Source organism: Pseudomonas sp. P4_B4, assembly GCF_056402255.1.
The window spans coordinates 1-18,416 of record NZ_JBFUHS010000036.1 but is presented as its reverse complement, the minus strand read 5'-3'; the positions used below and the strand labels follow the sequence as shown (position 1 = coordinate 18,416).

At 59.2% G+C, this 18,416-nt stretch carries 21 protein-coding genes; 8 read left to right on the top strand and 13 right to left on the bottom strand.

Annotation, left to right across the window (positions count from 1 at the left end; genetic code table 11):
• The 4 genes from modB to AC1DVE_RS26385 form a co-directional block, all read right to left on the bottom strand.
• Nucleotides 1-681, bottom strand: coding sequence for a molybdate ABC transporter permease subunit (modB, locus tag AC1DVE_RS26400; RefSeq protein ID WP_223460650.1), 681 nt, complete (start codon nt 679-681; stop codon nt 1-3).
• Nucleotides 682-1,449: a molybdate ABC transporter substrate-binding protein gene (gene modA, locus AC1DVE_RS26395; RefSeq protein ID WP_223460649.1), complete on the bottom strand. Its 768-nt coding sequence runs from the start codon at nt 1,447-1,449 to the stop codon at nt 682-684.
• Nucleotides 1,450-1,571: 122 nt separating this feature from the next.
• Nucleotides 1,572-2,639: an NAD(P)H-dependent flavin oxidoreductase gene (locus tag AC1DVE_RS26390; protein ID WP_223460648.1), complete on the bottom strand. Its 1,068-nt coding sequence runs from the start codon at nt 2,637-2,639 to the stop codon at nt 1,572-1,574.
• Nucleotides 2,640-2,743: 104 nt separating this feature from the next.
• Nucleotides 2,744-5,197: an autotransporter gene (locus AC1DVE_RS26385; RefSeq protein WP_223531532.1), complete on the bottom strand. Its 2,454-nt coding sequence runs from the start codon at nt 5,195-5,197 to the stop codon at nt 2,744-2,746.
• 178 nt (nt 5,198-5,375) lie between these two features.
• On the opposite strand from AC1DVE_RS26385, the gene acuI reads away from it, so the two are divergent.
• A complete protein-coding gene (gene acuI, locus AC1DVE_RS26380) occupies nt 5,376-6,359 on the top strand; it encodes an acrylyl-CoA reductase (NADPH) (protein ID WP_223460904.1) in 984 nt (327 codons plus the stop codon).
• Here acuI and ada read toward each other — a convergent pair whose 3' ends face one another.
• The 5 genes from ada to AC1DVE_RS26355 all read right to left on the bottom strand — a co-directional run bounded on the left by ada (nt 6,360) and on the right by AC1DVE_RS26355 (nt 9,511).
• Nucleotides 6,360-7,424: a bifunctional DNA-binding transcriptional regulator/O6-methylguanine-DNA methyltransferase Ada gene (gene ada, locus AC1DVE_RS26375; protein ID WP_223531531.1), complete on the bottom strand. Its 1,065-nt coding sequence runs from the start codon at nt 7,422-7,424 to the stop codon at nt 6,360-6,362.
• Nucleotides 7,425-7,511: 87 nt separating this feature from the next.
• The gene (alkB, locus tag AC1DVE_RS26370; RefSeq protein ID WP_223531530.1) at nt 7,512-8,192 is read right to left on the bottom strand and encodes a DNA oxidative demethylase AlkB; all 681 of its coding nucleotides are present in this window, start codon (nt 8,190-8,192) and stop codon (nt 7,512-7,514) included.
• Nucleotides 8,182-8,886 carry a 2OG-Fe(II) oxygenase gene (locus AC1DVE_RS26365; protein ID WP_223531529.1) on the bottom strand — a complete coding sequence of 235 codons (705 nt, stop codon included), beginning with the start codon at nt 8,884-8,886 and terminating at the stop codon, nt 8,182-8,184. The genes alkB and AC1DVE_RS26365 overlap by 11 nt, the downstream gene beginning before the upstream one ends.
• 117 nt (nt 8,887-9,003) lie before the next feature.
• A complete protein-coding gene (locus tag AC1DVE_RS26360) occupies nt 9,004-9,171 on the bottom strand; it encodes a hypothetical protein (RefSeq protein WP_191624874.1) in 168 nt (55 codons plus the stop codon).
• A gap of 37 nt (nt 9,172-9,208) precedes the next feature.
• A complete protein-coding gene (locus tag AC1DVE_RS26355; RefSeq protein ID WP_007912251.1) occupies nt 9,209-9,511 on the bottom strand; it encodes a DUF1883 domain-containing protein in 303 nt (100 codons plus the stop codon).
• A gap of 201 nt (nt 9,512-9,712) precedes the next feature.
• Here AC1DVE_RS26355 and AC1DVE_RS26350 point away from each other — a divergent pair, with 201 nt between their 5' ends.
• Nucleotides 9,713-10,069, top strand: a complete 357-nt coding sequence (locus AC1DVE_RS26350; RefSeq protein ID WP_223460912.1) for a hypothetical protein — start codon at nt 9,713-9,715, stop codon at nt 10,067-10,069.
• 72 nt (nt 10,070-10,141) lie between these two features.
• The gene (locus AC1DVE_RS26345; protein WP_008053025.1) at nt 10,142-10,372 is read left to right on the top strand and encodes a hypothetical protein; all 231 of its coding nucleotides are present in this window, start codon (nt 10,142-10,144) and stop codon (nt 10,370-10,372) included.
• Between the two features lie 11 nt (nt 10,373-10,383).
• Here the strand turns inward: AC1DVE_RS26345 and AC1DVE_RS26340 are convergent, their stop codons facing one another.
• The gene (locus AC1DVE_RS26340) at nt 10,384-10,665 is read right to left on the bottom strand and encodes a hypothetical protein (RefSeq protein WP_223460914.1); all 282 of its coding nucleotides are present in this window, start codon (nt 10,663-10,665) and stop codon (nt 10,384-10,386) included.
• Between the two features lie 135 nt (nt 10,666-10,800).
• Nucleotides 10,801-10,989, bottom strand: a complete 189-nt coding sequence (locus tag AC1DVE_RS26335) for a hypothetical protein (protein WP_223460915.1) — start codon at nt 10,987-10,989, stop codon at nt 10,801-10,803.
• Between the two features lie 272 nt (nt 10,990-11,261).
• On the opposite strand from AC1DVE_RS26335, the gene galU reads away from it, so the two are divergent.
• Nucleotides 11,262-12,101, top strand: coding sequence for a UTP--glucose-1-phosphate uridylyltransferase GalU (gene galU, locus AC1DVE_RS26330; RefSeq protein ID WP_007975949.1), 840 nt, complete (start codon nt 11,262-11,264; stop codon nt 12,099-12,101).
• Between the two features lie 130 nt (nt 12,102-12,231).
• Nucleotides 12,232-13,590, top strand: coding sequence for a glutathione-disulfide reductase (gorA, locus tag AC1DVE_RS26325; protein ID WP_223460917.1), 1,359 nt, complete (start codon nt 12,232-12,234; stop codon nt 13,588-13,590).
• Here gorA and AC1DVE_RS26320 read toward each other — a convergent pair.
• Nucleotides 13,587-14,597, bottom strand: a complete 1,011-nt coding sequence (locus AC1DVE_RS26320) for a DNA-binding protein (protein ID WP_223460919.1) — start codon at nt 14,595-14,597, stop codon at nt 13,587-13,589. The genes gorA and AC1DVE_RS26320 overlap by 4 nt on opposite strands.
• A gap of 178 nt (nt 14,598-14,775) precedes the next feature.
• Here AC1DVE_RS26320 and AC1DVE_RS26315 point away from each other — a divergent pair, with 178 nt between their 5' ends.
• The 3 genes from AC1DVE_RS26315 (at nt 14,776) to ahpF (ending at nt 18,118) form a co-directional block, all read left to right on the top strand.
• Entirely contained in the window at nt 14,776-15,714 is a 939-nt protein-coding gene (locus AC1DVE_RS26315) for a site-specific integrase (protein ID WP_223460921.1), read from the top strand.
• Nucleotides 15,715-15,852: 138 nt separating this feature from the next.
• A complete protein-coding gene (ahpC, locus tag AC1DVE_RS26310) occupies nt 15,853-16,416 on the top strand; it encodes an alkyl hydroperoxide reductase subunit C (protein ID WP_007975937.1) in 564 nt (187 codons plus the stop codon).
• Between the two features lie 139 nt (nt 16,417-16,555).
• Nucleotides 16,556-18,118, top strand: coding sequence for an alkyl hydroperoxide reductase subunit F (gene ahpF / locus AC1DVE_RS26305; protein WP_223460923.1), 1,563 nt, complete (start codon nt 16,556-16,558; stop codon nt 18,116-18,118).
• Here ahpF and AC1DVE_RS26300 read toward each other — a convergent pair.
• The coding region (locus AC1DVE_RS26300) for a hypothetical protein (protein ID WP_477784325.1) at nt 18,088-18,416 on the bottom strand (329 nt) is incomplete at its 5' end. The genes ahpF and AC1DVE_RS26300 overlap by 31 nt on opposite strands.

The following is an 18,416-nucleotide window of genomic DNA, read 5'->3' as shown; positions in this document are numbered from 1 at the left end:
TCAGCTCCAGCCCGCTTTGGTTTTACGGCTGGAATACAGCGCCAGCAAAACGACAAACGAGAACACCAGCATCGCCCCGGCCAGCCAATGGGCCTGGGCATACTCCATGGCTTCGACGTGATCGTAGATCTGCACCGAGACCACGCGGGTCTTCTCGGGAATGTTGCCGCCGATCATCAGCACCACGCCGAACTCGCCGACGGTGTGGGCGAAGCCGAGAATGGCCGCGGTAATGAAACCGGGGCGGGCCAGGGGCAGCGTCACGCTGAAAAAGGTGTCCCAGGGATTAGCCCGCAAGGTCGCGGCCACTTCGAGCGGGCGTGTACCGATTGCGGAAAAAGCGTTTTGCAGCGGTTGGACCACAAACGGCATCGAATACAACACCGAACCGATGACCAGCCCCGCGAAACTGAACGTGAGGGTGCCAAGGCCGAGTGATTGGCTGAGCTGGCCAAAGAACCCGTGAGGGCCGAGCGCCAGCAACAGATAAAAACCAATCACCGTCGGCGGCAGCACCAGGGGCAGGGCGACAATCGCCCCGACCGGGCCGCGCAGCCAGGAGCGGGTGCTCGACAGCCATAACGCAATCGGAGTGCCGACAATCAGCAGGATGACGGTCGTCAGGGACGCCAGTTTCAGGGTCAGCCAGATGGCGGAAAAGTCGGCACTCGATAGCGACATTTAGATTTCGTAACCGTAGGACTTGATGACAGCGGCCGCTTTCGGCCCCTTAAGGTAGTCAACCAGTGCCTTGGCGGCCGGGTTGTCTTTGCCCTTGTTGAGAATCACCGCGTCTTGCTTGATCGGGTCGTGCAGGCTGGCGGGAACGATCCAGGCCGAACCGCTGGTGATCTTGCCGTCCTTGTAGATCTGCGACAGGGCGACAAAACCCAATTCGGCGTTGCCGGTGGAGACGAACTGATAGGCCTGGGTGATGTTCTGGCCTTCAACGATCTTGTCCTTGACCTCGTCGGTCAAACCTTCCTTGGCCAATACCTGGGTCGCCGCCAGGCCATAAGGCGCGGCTTTGGGGTTGGCGATGGACAGGTGTTGGTAGGCGTTCTTTTTCAGCACATCGCCCCTGGCATCGACGTAGCCTTCCTTGGCCGACCACAGCGCCAGGGTACCGACCGCGTAGGTGAAGCGCGAACCCTTGACGGAGTCGCCTTCGGCTTCAAGTTTTTTCGGGGTGCTGTCGTCTGCCGAGAGGAACACTTCGAACGGCGCGCCGTTTTTGATCTGGGTGTAGAACTGGCCGGTGGCGCCAAAGGATGCGACCAGTTTATGCCCGGTGTCTTTTTCGAAATCAGCGGCGATGGCCTGGATAGGCGCGGTGAAGTTGGCGGCGACAGCCACCTGGACTTCGTCCGCCTGGGCTGAGCCGAAGGTGAATACGGCGAGAAGGCTCGCCAGGCAGGTCGGGGCAAAACGTGAGGCACGAATGGTCATGAAACGGCTCCGTTAAAGGCAATTGCAGCAGGTTAATCGTTATGTACAAAAATATATAGCGAATTGCCTTTAAACGGAATGTGCTGTCACAAAATTGTATACAATTTTAACGCAGGTGCTGCTCAGGGGCGACCTAGCAGTCTCGCTAATCCTTCTTCAGCCAGCTTTCGAGTCAGTGCCTCGGTGGTCAAATCGACGCCGAGGGTAAATGCCTGGCCGGCCCAGAGGTTGCTGAAGTCCGCTTCACCTTTGGCTCGCAACGGCATCAGCGCGCCACCGGCAAGGGGAAAGGCCGGGGCCTTGGCGCTCATGGGCCCCAGTTCACGCATCACCCGATTGAGGATGCCCCGGGCCGGGCGACCGGTGAACACATTGGTGACGGCCGTCTCGCTTTCCCTGGCGGTGCGCAAGGCTTTGTGATGGGAAGGACTGACCTTGGCTTCAGGCGTGAACAGGTACGCCGTACCCACCTGTACCGCCGAAGCGCCGAGCATGAAAGCGGCGGCGACACCTCGTGCGTCAGCGATGCCGCCGGCGGCAATCACCGGCACTTTCACCGCATCGACGACTTGGGGCACCAGGGCGAAAGTCCCCACCTGACTGCTCAGGTCATCGCTGAGAAACATCCCGCGATGGCCTCCGGCCTCGTAGCCCATGGCAATGATTGCATCGCAGCCATGCTGCTCAAGCCACACCGCTTCTGCGACGGTGGTGGCCGAGGACAGCACCTTCGCACCGGTGGCTTTGACCCGGTCGAGCAGGGATTTTTCCGGCAGGCCAAAGTGAAAACTCACCACTTCAGGGCGAAACGCTTCGACCACTTCGCAGGCAGCGTTATCGAACGGCGCCCGGTTGGACACCGGCGTTGGCGCATCGAAGTCGATGCCGAGCTCCTGATAGTAGGGTTGCAGCAGGTTTTTCCAGTCCTGCGCGCGTTGCTCGTCAGGGGCTGGAGGCTGATGGCAGAAGAAGTTGACGTTGATCGGGCGCTGGGTGTGTTGGCGGATGGTCTTCAGCTCTTCGCGCAGTTGATCCGTGCTGAGCATTGCCGCTGGCATCGAGCCCAGGCCGCCTGCATTGCAGGTTGCAATCACCATGGACGAGTTGGTGGCACCGGCCATCGGCCCCTGAATGATCGGCAGTTCGATCCCGAGCAGGTCAAGAATGCGGGTATCTGGCCATTGGTTCATGTGCTGAGTTCTCCGACGTTGAATCCGGGCAGGGACGGTAGAACAGGATTTGTAACGCAACGACTGGCGCAAGGCCAGTCGTCATTTCAGCGGCTGAGGCTTTTTCAGCGTCGGTGGAAGCCTCCACCCCCACCCCCGAAGGAGCGATTCATAAACCCGGAAGAGTCGTGAAAATTGTTGAAGCGATCATTACCGAAGGAGCGCGCATCGTATTCCCGGTTGAGATTCTGGACCTGGGCAGTGTTGGCCGAATCGAGATGGGTTGCACCGCCTTGAACCATCGATTGCCAGCCGCTATCGGTCCTCTTGTAAACGTTGCCATCATGGCCGGCGTACACGTTGTCGCCGACATGCGCCACGCCGCCGTTGCGATCATGGATACCACCGTACTGGGTGGTGTTGCCGGTATTGGGGTTGTAGACGGCACCGCGATTGGCGGTGACCTGGGTACCGGTGCGGACGTTGCCGGCCGTCACATGCTGGCCGGCAATGGCCCCGCCGTTGGGGCCGACGGCCACGCCGCTGCGACCAGCGGCATAGTTGCCGTTGTAGACGTTGTGTACCGCGCCGCGCTGGCCGGCCGCGGCGATGCCCGTGCGCGAGTTGTAGGAGGCACCGACCTGACCGGCCCAGCGATTGCCGGTCCAGGCGTTGTAACCGCCGCCGTAGCGGCTGACCGAAGCACGGTCGCCCCACTGGCGGTAGATGTTGCCGGTCGTGCCGGCCCAGCCACCGGGGCCCCAGGCGACAGCGCCGCCATGATAACCGTAAGCGGCACCGCCCCAAGGCATTGGCGCCGGGTACAGATGCGGCCCCCAGGCGTAACCCCAACCGTAATTGCCCCACCACGGATAGGCGCCCCAGCCCCAACCCACGGCGACCGTACTGCCGCCCCAACTCCAGCCGAAACCGAAGCCGAACGTCCAGCCCGTCCAGGGTGTGTAGCGAATCGCCACGCCAAAGCCATAGGTCACCGGCGGGCCGTACCAGATACTGCCCACCCACGGCGTATACGGATAACCGGTGCCATACACCACCACTCCGCTGTCAGGGTCCAGCGTCGAACCTTGATACCCCTGCGTGTAACCGACGACGACCGTATCGTCACTGGCTTCGTAGACTTTCACGTAAGTGACGTAGTGCATCGGTGAACTGGGCGGAATCGAATAGATCACCGCCGGCACCGAAGAGGCGACCGTCCAGGGGCCTTGCACCGACGTGGCCACGAACCAGACACCGTTCTCCACCGCGTACCAGCTTTGTGCATCGAGCATGATGATCGGCATCGGGCTGTTGACCACGTATTGCAGGGGCGTGCCTTTGATGGCCTTGAGTTGCGGTTCGCCGTCAAATGCCGGCTTGCTCATTTTCACCTGGCTTTTCTTGATCGCCGAGGTCTGCGGAATGGTCGCTGCAATCGCCGCTTCCCTGGCTTGCGGCGTGCCGGCTACCGAGGCTTTTACGTTTTCCTTGGGGCTGTCATCGGGAATGTTGGCGAAGTCCGCCGGCAACTTGTCTGCCCCCACAAAGGTCCAAGGGCCTTTCATGTCACCGGCGCGGAACCAGCGGCCCGAGATCAGCACGTAGCTGTCCTGGTCACCGATCTCCTTGAAAATATGCCCGGTGGTGTTGGTCACATACAGCAGCTTGGTGTTCTGGATCGGCTGCCATTGCGGCGGGCCGTCAGTCACGATCAGCTCGGTCGGCACCGTGGCGATATGGATTTGCGGAATCGGCGGCTTGGCCAGTGTCGGTATTTTGTCCTTCGGATCGCTCTGGCCCGTCAGCAGGTCTACCTGGCGACCCTGGATCGCAGCTTTCTTGGCTTTCTCCAGCTCGGCTGAAGGCGGGTGCAGTGGCGCATACTGCCCGCCCAGATTGTCCGCCACCATCCAGCCATCGAACACGTGCAGGTAATGTTTGCCCTGCGCATCCTTGAGCAGCAGCGGCCGGGTGTTGATCACCCGCTGCAGTGAGGTGCCATCAACGGGGCGATAGGCAGGCTCGCCATCGATGTACACCAGCAGTGCGGGTACCTCGGACGAAATAATGGTCGGCGGGGTATTTTCCAGCGGCTCGCTGCCGGACTTTTGCTCGGCGGCGATGACGCCGAGCGCGGCTTCGAGTTGGTCGAGAGAAATGCTTTTCGTGCGGTTCTCGGCGTCTTGTTTCACCGCTGCGACCCAGCTGTCAGCCTTGGTTGCGCTATCGGGGAAATCGGCTTTGGTGATGGTGTAATGGTCGAGCGCCACCCAGCGGGTGGCCTTGTCGACCAGCGTGTGGGCGCTGAACTGCACGATGCCGTAGGTGGATTTGCCATCGGTGCCCGTGGCCTCCACGGCAGTCCGCGCGTTCAGGGTGTAGCCGTCCCAACTGTCCAGTTGCGGTTGGTAGATGGTCAACTTGGTATCGCCGGCAGCCAGCACCTGTGGCCAGCTGGGGGAGGCGGGCGCCTGATTCGCGGAAGGTTGGAGGGGTTGCTCCGGTGCTGCCTGGACGCCGCTGAGCGGAACCAGGCAGAGCATCAGAAAGGCGGTGAATAAACGCAGTTGAGGCATTGTCAGCTCCATCGACAAGACAGTTTGTTGCGGCATTTCAAGGTTGCGAAAAGCATAGCCGCCGTCAATGAAAACGCTCGGCGGTTTGCCTGATTGGCTTAAAGTCGGGTACGGCAATCCGTTGCCATGTGTTATTTCAATTGCACCACCACCAGACTGATTCCATTGAGAGGCCGTAATGTTCAAAGGCATTTTGATCGACAAAGACGACAGCGGTTACCGGGCCACACTGCAAGAGATCCAGGACGATCAGTTACCCGAGGGCGATGTCACGGTGCGTGTTGCCTACAGCACGCTGAATTTCAAGGATGGCCTGGCGATCACCGGCAGCAGTCCGGTGGTGCGCAAATTCCCGATGGTGCCGGGCATCGATCTGGCTGGTGTCGTCGAAACCAGCGGGCACCCGGACTACAAGGTCGGTGACGCAGTCCTGCTCAATGGCTGGGGCGTGGGTGAAGGGCATTGGGGTGGATTGGCGCAGAAGGCGCGCTTGAACGGTGACTGGCTGATTCCGCTGCCCAAGGCGTTTAGCGCTGCCCAGGCGATGGCCATCGGTACGGCGGGCTACACGGCGATGCTGTGCATCCTGGCGCTGGAGCACAACGGTGTGACGCCCGGGCAGGGCGAAGTTCTGGTGACCGGCGCCAACGGTGGCGTCGGCAGCTTCGCCATAGCGTTGCTGAGCAGGCTCGGCTACCGGGTGGTCGCGTCCACCGGACGCACCTCGGAGCACGACTACCTGAAGCAACTGGGTGCCGGCGAAATCATTGATCGCGCCACCTTGTCCGAGCCGGGCAAACCTTTGGCCAAGGAGCGCTGGGCGGCCGTCATCGACTCGGTCGGTAGCCACACCCTGGCCAACGCATGCGCCAGCACCAAGGCCAATGGCACCGTCGCGGCCTGCGGTTTGGCCCAGGGCATGGACTTTCCGGCATCCGTTGCGCCGTTCATCTTGCGCGGCGTGACCCTGGCCGGCATCAACAGCGTGACCCAGCCCAAAGCCAAGCGCGTGGAAGCCTGGAATCGCCTGGCCCAGGATCTGGACTTCAATCTGTTGCCGCTGATCAGTCACGAAATCGGCTTGAGCGAAGCCATCGAAGCCGCGCCGCGCTTGCTGGCCGGGCAGTTACGCGGGCGCGTGGTGGTGGATGTGAATCGCTGATCACTGCGACTCGCGCTCCAGCAACAGCCGTTTGCGCTCGACACCCCAGCGATAGCCCGACAGATTGCCATCGCTGCGCACCACGCGATGGCAAGGGATCGCCACGGCCAGGCTGTTCGCGCCGCAGGCCTGGGCCACGGCGCGAACGGCTTTTGGTTGACCGATACGCTGGGCGACATCGGCGTAGCTGGCAGTGCTGCCCACGGGAATGTCCCGCAGCGCTTGCCAGACACGCTCCTGAAACGCCGTGCCGCGTACGTCCAGCGGCAAATCCAGGCCAATGGCCGGCGCCTCGATAAAGCCGACGACCCTGGCAATCAATTGCTCGAATTCATGATCGGCACCCATCAGGTTGGCGCGCCGGAATTTGTCTTGCAGATCACAGACCAGTTGGTGCGGATCATCGCCCAGCAGGATCGCACAGACCCCGCGCTCACTCTGCGCCACCAGAATCGCGCCCAGCGAACACTGGCCGACGGCAAAACGAATGTCGTTGTTTTGACCGGCCGCGCGGTAGTCCCCGGGTTTCATTCCGAGCAGATGGTCAGCCGCTTCGTAAAACCGGCTGTTGGAGTTGAAGCCGGCGTCATACAGGGCATCGGTCACCGAGCCGCCGGTTGCCAGTCGCTCGCGCACCTTGCGTGAGCGATGAGCATCGGCGTAGCCCTTGGGCGTCAGGCCGGTGACGGCTTTGAACACGCGATGAAAGTGGAAGCTGCTCAGGCCCGCCGCCTCAGCTAATTCGCCTAGGGCGGGCAGCGTTTGCGCGCTTTCGATCTGGCGGCACGCGGCGGCCACGGTGGCGGCATGTTGCGCGGCGAGTTCGCTCTGATCCTTTGTCGCGCGCTTGCTCGGACGATAACCCGCGGCCCGGGCCTGTTCGGCGCTATCGAAGAATTCGACATTGTGTGGTTTGGGCAAGCGCGCGAGGCTGCTGGGATTACAGTAGATGCCAGTGGTCTTCACGGCATAGACAAACTGCCCGTCAGCCTTGGGATCGCGCGCGACCACGGCGGCCCAGCGCGGATCGTTTTCGATGGTGATCTTGGTCGATTGGGTTGTCATGGCGTCACGTCCATTGAGGGGTTGCCTGCACATTAACCATGGGGCAATTCCCACACACTCCGGCGCTTGCGGTCAAATTCGAAGTCTTTATCCGGCGGTACGGAAGGTGAAGTTGATGCGTTGCTCGCCCAGCTTCGGATGATGGCCGTCTTTGATCGGCAACACACCGTGATAACGCAGGCGATCCACGCCACCCCAGACCACGATGTCACCATGGAACAGCGGAACGCGCTGACTTTTGTCGCTGCGTGCAAAACCCCCGAACAGGAACATCGCCGGCAAACCCAGGGATACTGAAACGATGGGGGCGGCGTAGGAGTGTTCGTCCTTATCTTGATGCAATGACATTTTTGCCCCAGGGATATAGCGGTTGATCAGGCAGGAGTCCGGTGCAAAATCGGCGAAACCCGCTGCCTGCGCCGCCGCTTGTGCCAGTTGGAAAAACACCTCGGGCATCATTGGCCAGGGCCGACCGGTTTGTGGATCGTCGCGGGTGTACTGATAACCGCTGCGGTCCGTGGTCCAGCCGAATTGGCCACAACTGCTCAGGGCGACCGACATGGTGAAACCGCCGGGTGTGACCATCTGCCGAAATGGCGCGGCCACCAGCACCGCCTCCAGGGCGGGTAGTAAGCGTTCCAGCCAGGGCAGGGCGAAGCCTCTAAGCACGTAGGACTGTTCACCAATCTGCTCGCGCCTGGGCTGTTGCTCGGGCTCTGCATTGGCAAACAGATCGAAAGTCAGCGGGTTCATGGGCTCATGACGCATCGTGAAAGATGATTCCAAGGGTATGCCGTTTGCCGCTGTGCAGGCGACTCACGCCGTGTCGCAGGGTCACTCGGTAGTAACCGCGAGTCCCTTTGATCGGCCGTTGGTTGACCGCAAAGATCAACCCGTCACCTTTCTTCAGGCCGATGACCATCGGGCGTGACTGCATTCGCGGGCGCTGTTCAGTCAGGACAAATTCGCCGCCGGTGAAGTCTTGATCAGGGTCTGACAGCAGAATCGCCACTTGCAGCGGGAAAACGTGCTCACCGTATAAATCCTGGTGCAAACAGTTGTAGTCCTGCGGACCATATTGCAACAACAAGGGTGTCGGACGGTTCTGACCAGCGGCATGACAGCGATCGAGGAAGGCTGGAAGGGTTTCAGGAAAACGCACCGGCAAGCCCATCTGTTCATGCCAGCGATTGGCGATGGGCACCAGTCGTGGGTAGAGCGCGCTGCGCAAGCGGGCCACAAGTTCCGGCAACGGGTAGCTGAAATACTTGTACTCGCCTCGCCCGAACCCGTGACGAGCCATCACCACGTGGGAGCGAAACAGCTCGGTTCGAGGGTACAAGGCGCTGACCAGCTCACAAGCCTTGTGGCTCAACAGTGACGGGATGACGGCGTAACCGTCCTGATCAAGTTGCTGTTCCAGCCGGGGCCAGTCCAGCCTGTCCAGATATTGCTCGCTCATTGCCGGGCCTCTTGTTGTTGAGGTGGCCAGTCTGCAAGGCAAGGATGAAGCTGGCACTCCGGTGCTTGCGGTCGAATTGCGAGTGGGAGCAGACGTCCATTGTCGCTCCGGATCGTGTTACAGCGCTTTGCTGACGCTGATTTCGCTGATGACGTCGTCCTGTCCATGAATGGCATCCAGCGCCGCCTTGGCTTCTTCCGGGGTGCCGTTTTCAAGCTGGGCAAACTCGAAGCGGCGCTCACCGTTGAGTTTGTATTTGATGACGTACTTGGTCGTTTGGGCCACGGTTGTATCTGCCTGTCTTGTGTTTCGGGTTCGCTGATCAGCTCAGTTTCGTGCTGGAACGGCGAATGATTTTGATCGAGTGCGTCAGGGTGGGTTTGCGCGTCACGCTGATAGCGCGGCGGTTGACGGTGTCGATCGTGATGTTCCAGAAGCCGGTGCTAGGGGCAGTGATGCGCGCCGGAAACGTGTCGAATGCACCGCCGTGATAGGTGTGACGACCGCCGTTCTTGAAGCTGCGGAAGTTGGCGTCGTTCATCAAGCGGATGTTGCACATTTGGGAGCATTGAATGACGACGATGTCGTCTTCATTGAGGTGCTCGCGCTGATGGATAAATTTCATGAGGCGCCTCCAGAAGGGCTTTTTCTACAAAATCAAAACGATAGCATGGGCGATTGGCGCAGTTTATCAGCCCGAACGCCTTATTATCCGGCCGCTTCGACAATTAAAAACGCTTATTTCACATTTGATGAGCGATAAAGCAGTTTGTCTCGGAGAAAAATCGCAGTTGCGCTGTCCGAGGGTCTTTATCGGAGGTTTAGTATGAAGTGGGGTTTGTGGTTGTTGCCGATGGCATTGACGATCAGTGGTTGTGCGAACGTCTCGGAAATCAACGAGTCCTTGCCGACGATGAACGTGATTTCCGGCAAGAAGCCCCATGAATACGCGCAATGCCTGAGCGAAAAGCTGGCTGCCAGCCGTGGCGCCTTGCAGATCCAGCCGCACAAGGATGGTTTGCGCGTGATCGTGCCGCTCAAATTTTCCTCGGGTCCGTCTGCCGTGTTTGACATCGAAGAACGCACCGGCGGCAGCAGCATCAAGCTGCACGAGAGCATGTCCAATGTCCCGGTGCGGCCAAAGGACGTACAGAATGCCGCCAACGAGTGCATTTCCGGCTGATAGACTATCGACCATCAGCAACGATGCCGCCAAAGCCTTGCTTTGGCGGCATCGTTATTTCTGGAGTCGAATATGAAGCGAGAGCAGGTCCGGGAGCGCCATGCAGAGGGTTTAATCTCTGCCACTCATGTGATTCAGAATCCGGCGGAGCTGGGGGAATGGATCGTGTTTTTCAAGAAAAGTGCCGGGCGCAGCTATTTCCTGGTGGATGACAATGATGAAGTCGAGTCCTTCAGCCGCCTTGATGATCTGATCGATACCGTGCGCGGGCTCGGAATCAAATTCGCCGAAATCCATATGTAGAGCGCGGCGCCTTACTTGCAGATCACCACGACGTTGCGGCTCTTGTAGTTGCCGACGTCGGCGCCGAGAGTCTTTTCGCTCTCCTTGAGCGAGGGGGTGCCATCGGTTCCGACGATCTTGTAGCCGCTGCCTGCACAGGACGAATCGGCCTTTTCGTAGCACGCAGCCCAGGAATTGGCTTCCCCGGAGCAGTCAATCGATAGACCTTGCTCTCCGTTACCCAGATAGGTTTCTTTCGACGTTGCGCAACCGCTCAGGGCCAATACCGCTAGCAAAGGCAAAATTTTGTTCATGGCTTGATCATCATCAGGGGGGGGCTAAGGCTGAGACAGCGTCGCAGGCAAAAGGTTATAGCCAAACGCCACGTTATTGCATGCATTCATAAAAAAGCCCTGCGCAATGACAGGGCTTTTCGCATCGGACGTCGATCAGTTCTTGTCCTTGCTGCGTCGCTTGGGTTCCGGGTGCTCAAGCTCCAGCACCGAAGCCACTTCGATTGCCAGGGCTTCGGAAGGGAAAGGTCCGGCGATATTTTCACCGGCGACACTGGCCACCCACCATTGACCGTCTTTCTCCTGATTGATCAGGAATCCGTTGACGCTTTTTACTGCCGACATCTATTTGCCTCGTTGTCTGGTTCAATCGCGCCATGATACCGCCAAACGCACTCAACGGGTGTCGATGGGCGTATGGTGGTTCGTTCCGGGCGGTTGAAATCCGTGCAATTGCGCAAGTCTCTGCTATGCATAAGGGCTCGCGCAGGGAACTATCGGCAAGTTTATTTCTCTATGTTGGCATCGGTTAGCCAGCGCGGGGGCATTGTAAGGTGCACGCCGCCTGATTAGACTGCGCCGAAACTCGTACACGCACAGCCCTTACAAGGACTTATATGATCAAGAAATGCTTGTTCCCAGCAGCCGGTTACGGTACTCGCTTCCTGCCAGCGACTAAAGCCATGCCCAAAGAAATGCTGCCGGTGGTGAACAAGCCACTGATCCAGTACGGCGTTGAAGAAGCACTGGACGCTGGCTTGAACGAAATCTCCATCGTCACCGGTCGCGGCAAGCGCGCCCTGGAAGACCACTTCGACATCAGCTACGAGCTGGAAAACCAGATCAAGGGCACCGACAAGGAGAAATACCTGGTCGGCATCCGCCGCCTGTTGGATGAGTGCTCGTTCTCCTACACTCGCCAGACTGAAATGAAAGGTTTGGGTCATGCGATCCTCACCGGTCGTCCACTGATCGGCGACGAGCCGTTCGCCGTGGTGTTGGCGGATGACCTGTGCGTCAACCTGGAAGGTGACGGCGTACTGAAGCAGATGGTCAAGCTGTACAAGCAGTATCGCTGCACCATCGTCGCGATCATGGAAGTCGACCCGCAAGAAACCAGCAAGTACGGTGTGATTGCCGGCGACCTGATTGGTGACGACCTGTACCGCGTGCGCAACATGGTCGAGAAGCCAAAGCCGGAAGATGCCCCGTCGAACCTGGCGATCATCGGTCGTTACATCATGACGCCGGACATCTTCAGCCTGATCGAACAAACCGAGCCAGGCAAAGGTGGCGAAATCCAGATCACTGACGCCCTGATGAAGCAGGCGCAGGATGGTTGCGTGATTGCCTACAAGTTCAAGGGCAAGCGTTTCGACTGCGGTGGCGCCGAAGGCTACATCGACGCGACCAACTTCTGCTTCGAGAACTTCTACAAGACGGGCAAGGCGTACTGATCGCTTTCGACCTGACTGTATTGAAAAGCCACCTTCGGGTGGCTTTTTTATTTTCAGGCCCCATATCGACTGCAGCGCTTGCCCAACAAATGTCTGCAGGTATGCTGGTCACCTGCCGAGGAGATTGAAAATGGCCTACGATTTTGACCTTTATGTGATTGGTGCCGGTTCCGGCGGTGTGCGGGCTGCGCGGTTTGCCGCCGGGTTTGGCGCGAAAGTCGCCGTGGCCGAGAGCCGCTATCTGGGCGGGACCTGTGTGAACGTCGGCTGCGTGCCGAAAAAATTGCTGGTCTACGGTGCGCACTTCGCCGAAGACTTCGAGCAGGCTTCCGGTTTTGGCTGGGGTCTGGATGAGGCGCAGTTCGACTGGCCGACTTTGATCGCCAACAAGGACCGTGAGATCAATCGCCTCAATGGCATTTATCGCAACCTGCTGGTCAACAGTGGCGTGACCTTGCATGAAGGTCACGCGAAAATCGTCGACCCACATCAGGTCGAGATCAATGGCGAGCGCTTTAGCGCCAAAAACATCCTGATCGCTACCGGCGGCTGGCCGCAGATTCCGGAGATTCCGGGGCACGAGCATGCCATCAGTTCCAACCAGGCGTTCTTCCTTAAAGCACTGCCCAAGCGGGTGTTGGTGGTGGGCGGTGGTTACATTGCGGTCGAGTTCGCCGGGATCTTCCACGGCTTGGGTGCCAAGACCACGCTGCTGTATCGCGGCGAATTGTTCCTGCGCGGCTTCGACGGTTCCGTGCGCAAGCATTTGCAGGAAGAGTTGACCAAGCGCGGCATGGGCCTGCAATTCAATGCGGACATCGAGCGCATCGACAAGCAGGCCGATGGCAGCCTGGAAGTCACGCTCAAGGATGGCCGCCAACTGGAAGCCGATTGCGTGTTCTACGCCACAGGGCGTCGTCCGATGCTGGACAATCTGGGGCTGGAAAACACCGGGGTCAAACTCGACAGGAAAGGCTTCGTCGAGGTCGATGAGCTGTATCAAACCGCCGAGCCGTCGATCCTGGCGCTGGGCGATGTGATCGGCCGTGTTCAGCTGACTCCGGTGGCGCTGGCTGAAGGCATGGCGGTTGCACGACGCCTGTTCAAGCCAGAGCAGTATCGTCCGGTGGATTACAAGATGATCCCGACGGCGGTGTTCAGTCTGCCGAACATCGGCACCGTCGGTTTGACCGAGGAAGAGGCTCGCGAAGCCGGCCACGAGGTGCAGGTCTTCGAAAGCCGCTTCCGGCCGATGAAGCTGACCCTGACCGAATGCCAGGAGCGCACGCTGATGAAGCTGGTGGTGGACGCCCGGACCGACAAGGTCTTGGGTTGCCACATGGTCGGCCCGGACGCCGGTGAAATCGTCCAGGGCCTGGCGATTGCCTTGAAGGCCGGCGCCACCAAGCGCGACTTCGACGAAACCATCGGCGTGCACCCGACGGCCGCCGAAGAGTTCGTCACCATGCGTACGCCGGTCGCCGGTTAATCGTCCTTCGCTGCGTCTGCCGCTGCCGCAAGGGTCGCGGCCAGATGTACGCGCTCTTCAAGATCCGTCCGGGTCTTGGCCAAATCCATTTCCAGTGACCTGTTGAGCTGCGACTGCTCATCGACATTCTGTTTGAGTGCCTGGCTTTCCAGCAGGGCGACGCGCAGGCGTTCCTGGAGGAGGGTGCGCTCGCCGTCGACGCGGGTGGTTTGTTCCAGCAACTGATCCTGGCGGGTATTGCTCTGCTTGAGCTGTTCTTGCAGCAGGCTCAGCTCGCGCAGTGTGCCGCGGTTTTCAGTCAGCAAGCGTTCGTTGTCACGGTGTAACTGGGTGATTTCATCCTGGCGTACCAGTGCGCTTTGTTGTGCCTGGCGCAGTTCCATCTGTAGCTGTTGCACTTGGCCTTCATGGCGACTCATTTCCTGTTCGCGCTGTTCCTTGACCGCATTGCGGTAGTGCTCCAGCGCGTCGCGAGTGTGCAGGTGTTTTTCTTCAAGGGAGCGGATCTGCTCGTCCTTGTCTTTCAAGCGCAGTTCGAAATCGGCCAGCGCCTGGTTCAGCCCGGCGTTGCGGGTTTGCTCCGTTTGCAGAATGGCGCGGGTTTCTTGCAGGGCCTCGGATTCCTGGGTCAGTGCCAGGCTTTGAAATTCGTATTGCTGGTGCAGTTCGCTGTTGGCCTCTTGCGCTTTGCCGAGCTGGTTATCCAGCACCTTGCGTTGTTCTTCGTACTGCGCGCGCGCCTGGTCGATGGGTTCTTGCGCCTGCTCCTTGAGTCTTTGTGCGAGCCGTGCCACCAGCGCCATCAGTTCGTCGTCAATCGGTTCCGCTGGTGCTTCGGCAGGTTCGCTCCGGTTATCCAGCTCCTTGAGATATCGATGAATCGTGGTTTTCGAGCCGGTATTGCCCATCTCGATGCGTACGGCATCGATGCTGGGGTTTTCGCCGCGGGCGAGGATCGCCAACCGAGCGGCTTGAACCACCGCTTTATTTACACCGCCGCGTGCCATGAGATCTCCCGGGTTTTGATGATGTGGTACGTACCACGTAAATACACATTGTACCATTCAATTAATAAAGTTAAATGCTGAATATAACTGATACGGGATATACTGGTATTACCCCGTGTGATACGCCAAGTACCGGTTTTTGACCCATCAAAGCGGTATGAATTCAAGAGTTGACCCCATGACCGAGCTGGATCGTTACCTGCAAGCAGCGACACGCGACAACACCCGTCGCAGCTATCGCGCAGCCATCGAACACTTCGAAGTCACGTGGGGCGGTTTTCTGCCGGCCACCGGCGACAGCGTGGCGCGCTACCTGGTGGCCCATGCCGGGGTGTTGTCGATCAACACGCTAAAACTGCGTTTGTCGGCATTGGCGCAATGGCACAACAGCCAGGGGTTTGCCGATCCCACCAAGGCGCCGGTGGTGCGCAAGGTGTTCAAGGGCATTCGCGCGCTGCACCCGGCCCAGGAAAAACAAGCCGAACCCTTGCAGCTTCAGCATCTGGAGCAGGTGGTCAGTTGTCTGGAGCAAGAAGTGCAAACCGCCAGGGCCGAAGGCGATCGAGCGGGTTTACTGCGGGCCAGGCGCGACATGGCCTTGATCCTGCTGGGCTTCTGGCGCGGCTTTCGCAGTGATGAGTTGTGCCGGCTTCAGGTGGAACACGTGCAGGCCAGCGCCGGTTCCGGCATCAGTCTCTATCTGCCGCGCAGCAAGAGTGATCGCGATAACATCGGCAAGACCTATCAGACACCGGCCTTGCAGCGCTTGTGTCCGGTGCAGGCTTATATCGACTGGATTACCGAGGCGGCACTGGTGCGTGGGCCGGTGTTTCGTGGCATCGACCGCTGGGGGCATCTGGGCGAGGAGGGATTGCACGCCAACAGTGTGATTCCGCTATTGCGTCAGGCGTTGGCGCGAGCAGGTATCGCCGGCGAGCTTTATACCAGTCACTCCTTGCGTCGCGGCTTTGCCACTTGGGCGCATCAGAGCGGCTGGGATTTGAAGTCCTTGATGAGTTATGTAGGCTGGAAAGACATGAAGTCAGCCATGCGTTACATCGAAGCCAGTCCGTTCCTCGGCATGGCGCGTATCACGGAAAAGCCCGTGTCACCCTAGATACCGTTTTCTTCTATTAATACAGCTGGCTAATAGCGAAAGCCAATCAGCAGCATCAGGTTTGCCAATGAGCCAACCGTTCGTCGAGTGGGTAAAGTTCTCTCCATCAACTTCTTAACCCCTGACGGAGAGTCAACGATGCCTATCATCAACAGCCAAGTTAAACCGTTCAAAGCTGACGCATTCAAAAATGGCGACTTCGTAAAAGTCTCGGACGCTGACCTGAAAGGCAAGTGGTCTGTGGTGTTCTTCTACCCGGCCGACTTCACCTTCGTTTGCCCGACCGAGCTGGAAGACCTGGCCGACAACTACGACGCGTTCCAGAAGCTGGGCGTCGAGATCTACAGCGTTTCCACCGATACCCACTTTGCCCACGCTGCCTGGCACAACACTTCGCCAGCCATCGGCAAAATCCAGTACACCATGATCGGCGACCCGACCCACGCCATCTCCCGCAACTTCGACGTGCTGATCGAAGAAGCAGGCCTGGCTGACCGCGGCACCTTCGTGATCAACCCGGAAGGCCAGATCAAGATCGTTGAACTGAACGACGGCGGTGTAGGCCGTGACGCTTCCGAGCTGCTGCGCAAAATCAAGGCAGCCCAGTACGTCGCTGCTCACCCAGGTCAGGTTTGCCCAGCCAAGTGGAAAGAAGGCGAGGCCACTCTGGCGCCGTCCCTGGACCTGGTTGGCAAGATCTAAGTCTGTGATCGCACCATCAGGGCGGAACTCCGCGCCTACTCGGTAAGCTGCACCGCCCAATAAAAACGCCCGGGCGAGATTCGCTCGGGCGTTTTTTTATGCCTGCTTTATATGAAACAGCAAAAAGGAAATCGCCCGTATGTTGGACATCAATCTTAAAGCCCAGTTGAAATCGTACCTGGAACGGGTTACCCAGCCGATCGAGATCGTTGCTTCCCTCGACGACGGTGCGAAATCCCAGGAAATGCTCGAACTGTTGAAAGACGTTGCCAGTCTTTCCACCCAGATTACTTTGCTCGACAACGGCGATGATGCACGCACGCCGTCGTTCTCGATCAATCGCCCGGGGGCCGATATCAGCCTGCGTTTCGCCGGCATCCCGATGGGCCACGAATTCACGTCCTTGGTGCTGGCCTTGCTGCAAGTCGGCGGTCACCCGTCCAAAGCCAGTGTCGAAGTGATCGAACAGATCCGCTCGCTCAAGGGCGAGTTCAACTTCGAGACTTACTTCTCGCTGTCCTGCCAGAACTGTCCGGACGTGGTCCAGGCGCTGAACCTGATGGCGGTACTGAACCCGAACATTCGCCACGTCGCCATCGATGGCGCGCTGTTCCAGGCTGAAGTTGATGAGCGCCAGATCATGGCGGTCCCAAGCATCTACCTGAACGGTGTGAACTTCGGTCAGGGCCGCATGGGTCTGGAAGAAATCCTCGCCAGGATCGACACCAGCGGCATCGAACGCCAGGCCGAGAAGATCAGCGCCAAAGAAGCCTTTGATGTGCTGGTGGTCGGCGGTGGCCCGGCCGGTGCTTCGGCGGCGATCTATGCGGCTCGCAAAGGTATTCGCACCGGCGTCGCGGCAGAGCGTTTTGGTGGTCAGGTGCTCGACACCATGGCCATCGAAAACTTCATTTCCGTGCAGGAAACCGAAGGGCCGAAACTGGCCGTGGCGCTGGAAGAGCACGTCAAGCAGTACGACGTGGATATCATGAATCTGCAACGCGCAGACAAATTGATCACTGGCAAAGTAGGTGAGTTGCACGAAGTCCACTTCGCCAGCGGCGCGAAGCTCAAGGCCAAGACCGTGATCCTCGCAACTGGCGCACGGTGGCGTGAAATGAACGTGCCGGGCGAACAGCAATACCGCAACAAGGGCGTGGCGTACTGCCCGCACTGTGACGGCCCGCTGTTCAAGGGCAAGCGCGTGGCGGTGATTGGCGGCGGCAACTCCGGCGTCGAAGCGGCCATCGACCTGGCCGGTATCGTGTCCCATGTCACGCTGCTGGAGTTCGATGTGCAGTTGCGTGCCGATGCGGTATTGCAGCGCAAGTTGCACAGCCTGCCGAACGTCACCGTGATCACCAGTGCGCAAACCACTGAAGTCACCGGCGACGGCCAGAAGGTCAACGGCCTGCGCTACAAGGATCGTCAGAGCGACGAGTTGCGCAGTGTGGAGCTGGAAGGGATCTTTGTGCAGATAGGTCTGTTGCCCAACACCGATTGGCTCAAGGGCTCGATCGAACTATCGCCACGAGGCGAGATTATCGTCGACGCTCGTGGTGAAACGTCGGTGCCGGGTGTGTTCGCCGCCGGCGACGTGACCACCGTGCCGTACAAGCAGATCGTGATCGCAGTGGGCGAGGGCGCCAAGGCTTCCCTGAGCGCTTTCGATCACTTGATCCGGACTTCCGCCCCGGCATAAACCCTGGCGCTGAAAACAAAAAACCCATGATTGATCATGGGTTTTTTTGTGGTGCGCCCAGCATGGGCGCAATCTTGTGGGTGAAAGTCCCGCCGTAAGCTGACCACAGCGAACGAAGCGAAGCGCAACTGCATGAGGGCGACCGAGTGTGGGGAGGAAGCGTGGAGCGAAACCGCGAGCCGATGAACAAGAACCGGATACAAGGCGAAGCCGATCAGGGCGAGCGAGCCATAAATCGCGAAGCTCTTGTGGTCAAAGATCAGGCTGCGTAAATCCGGCGGTTGTGCGGGGAAGGATT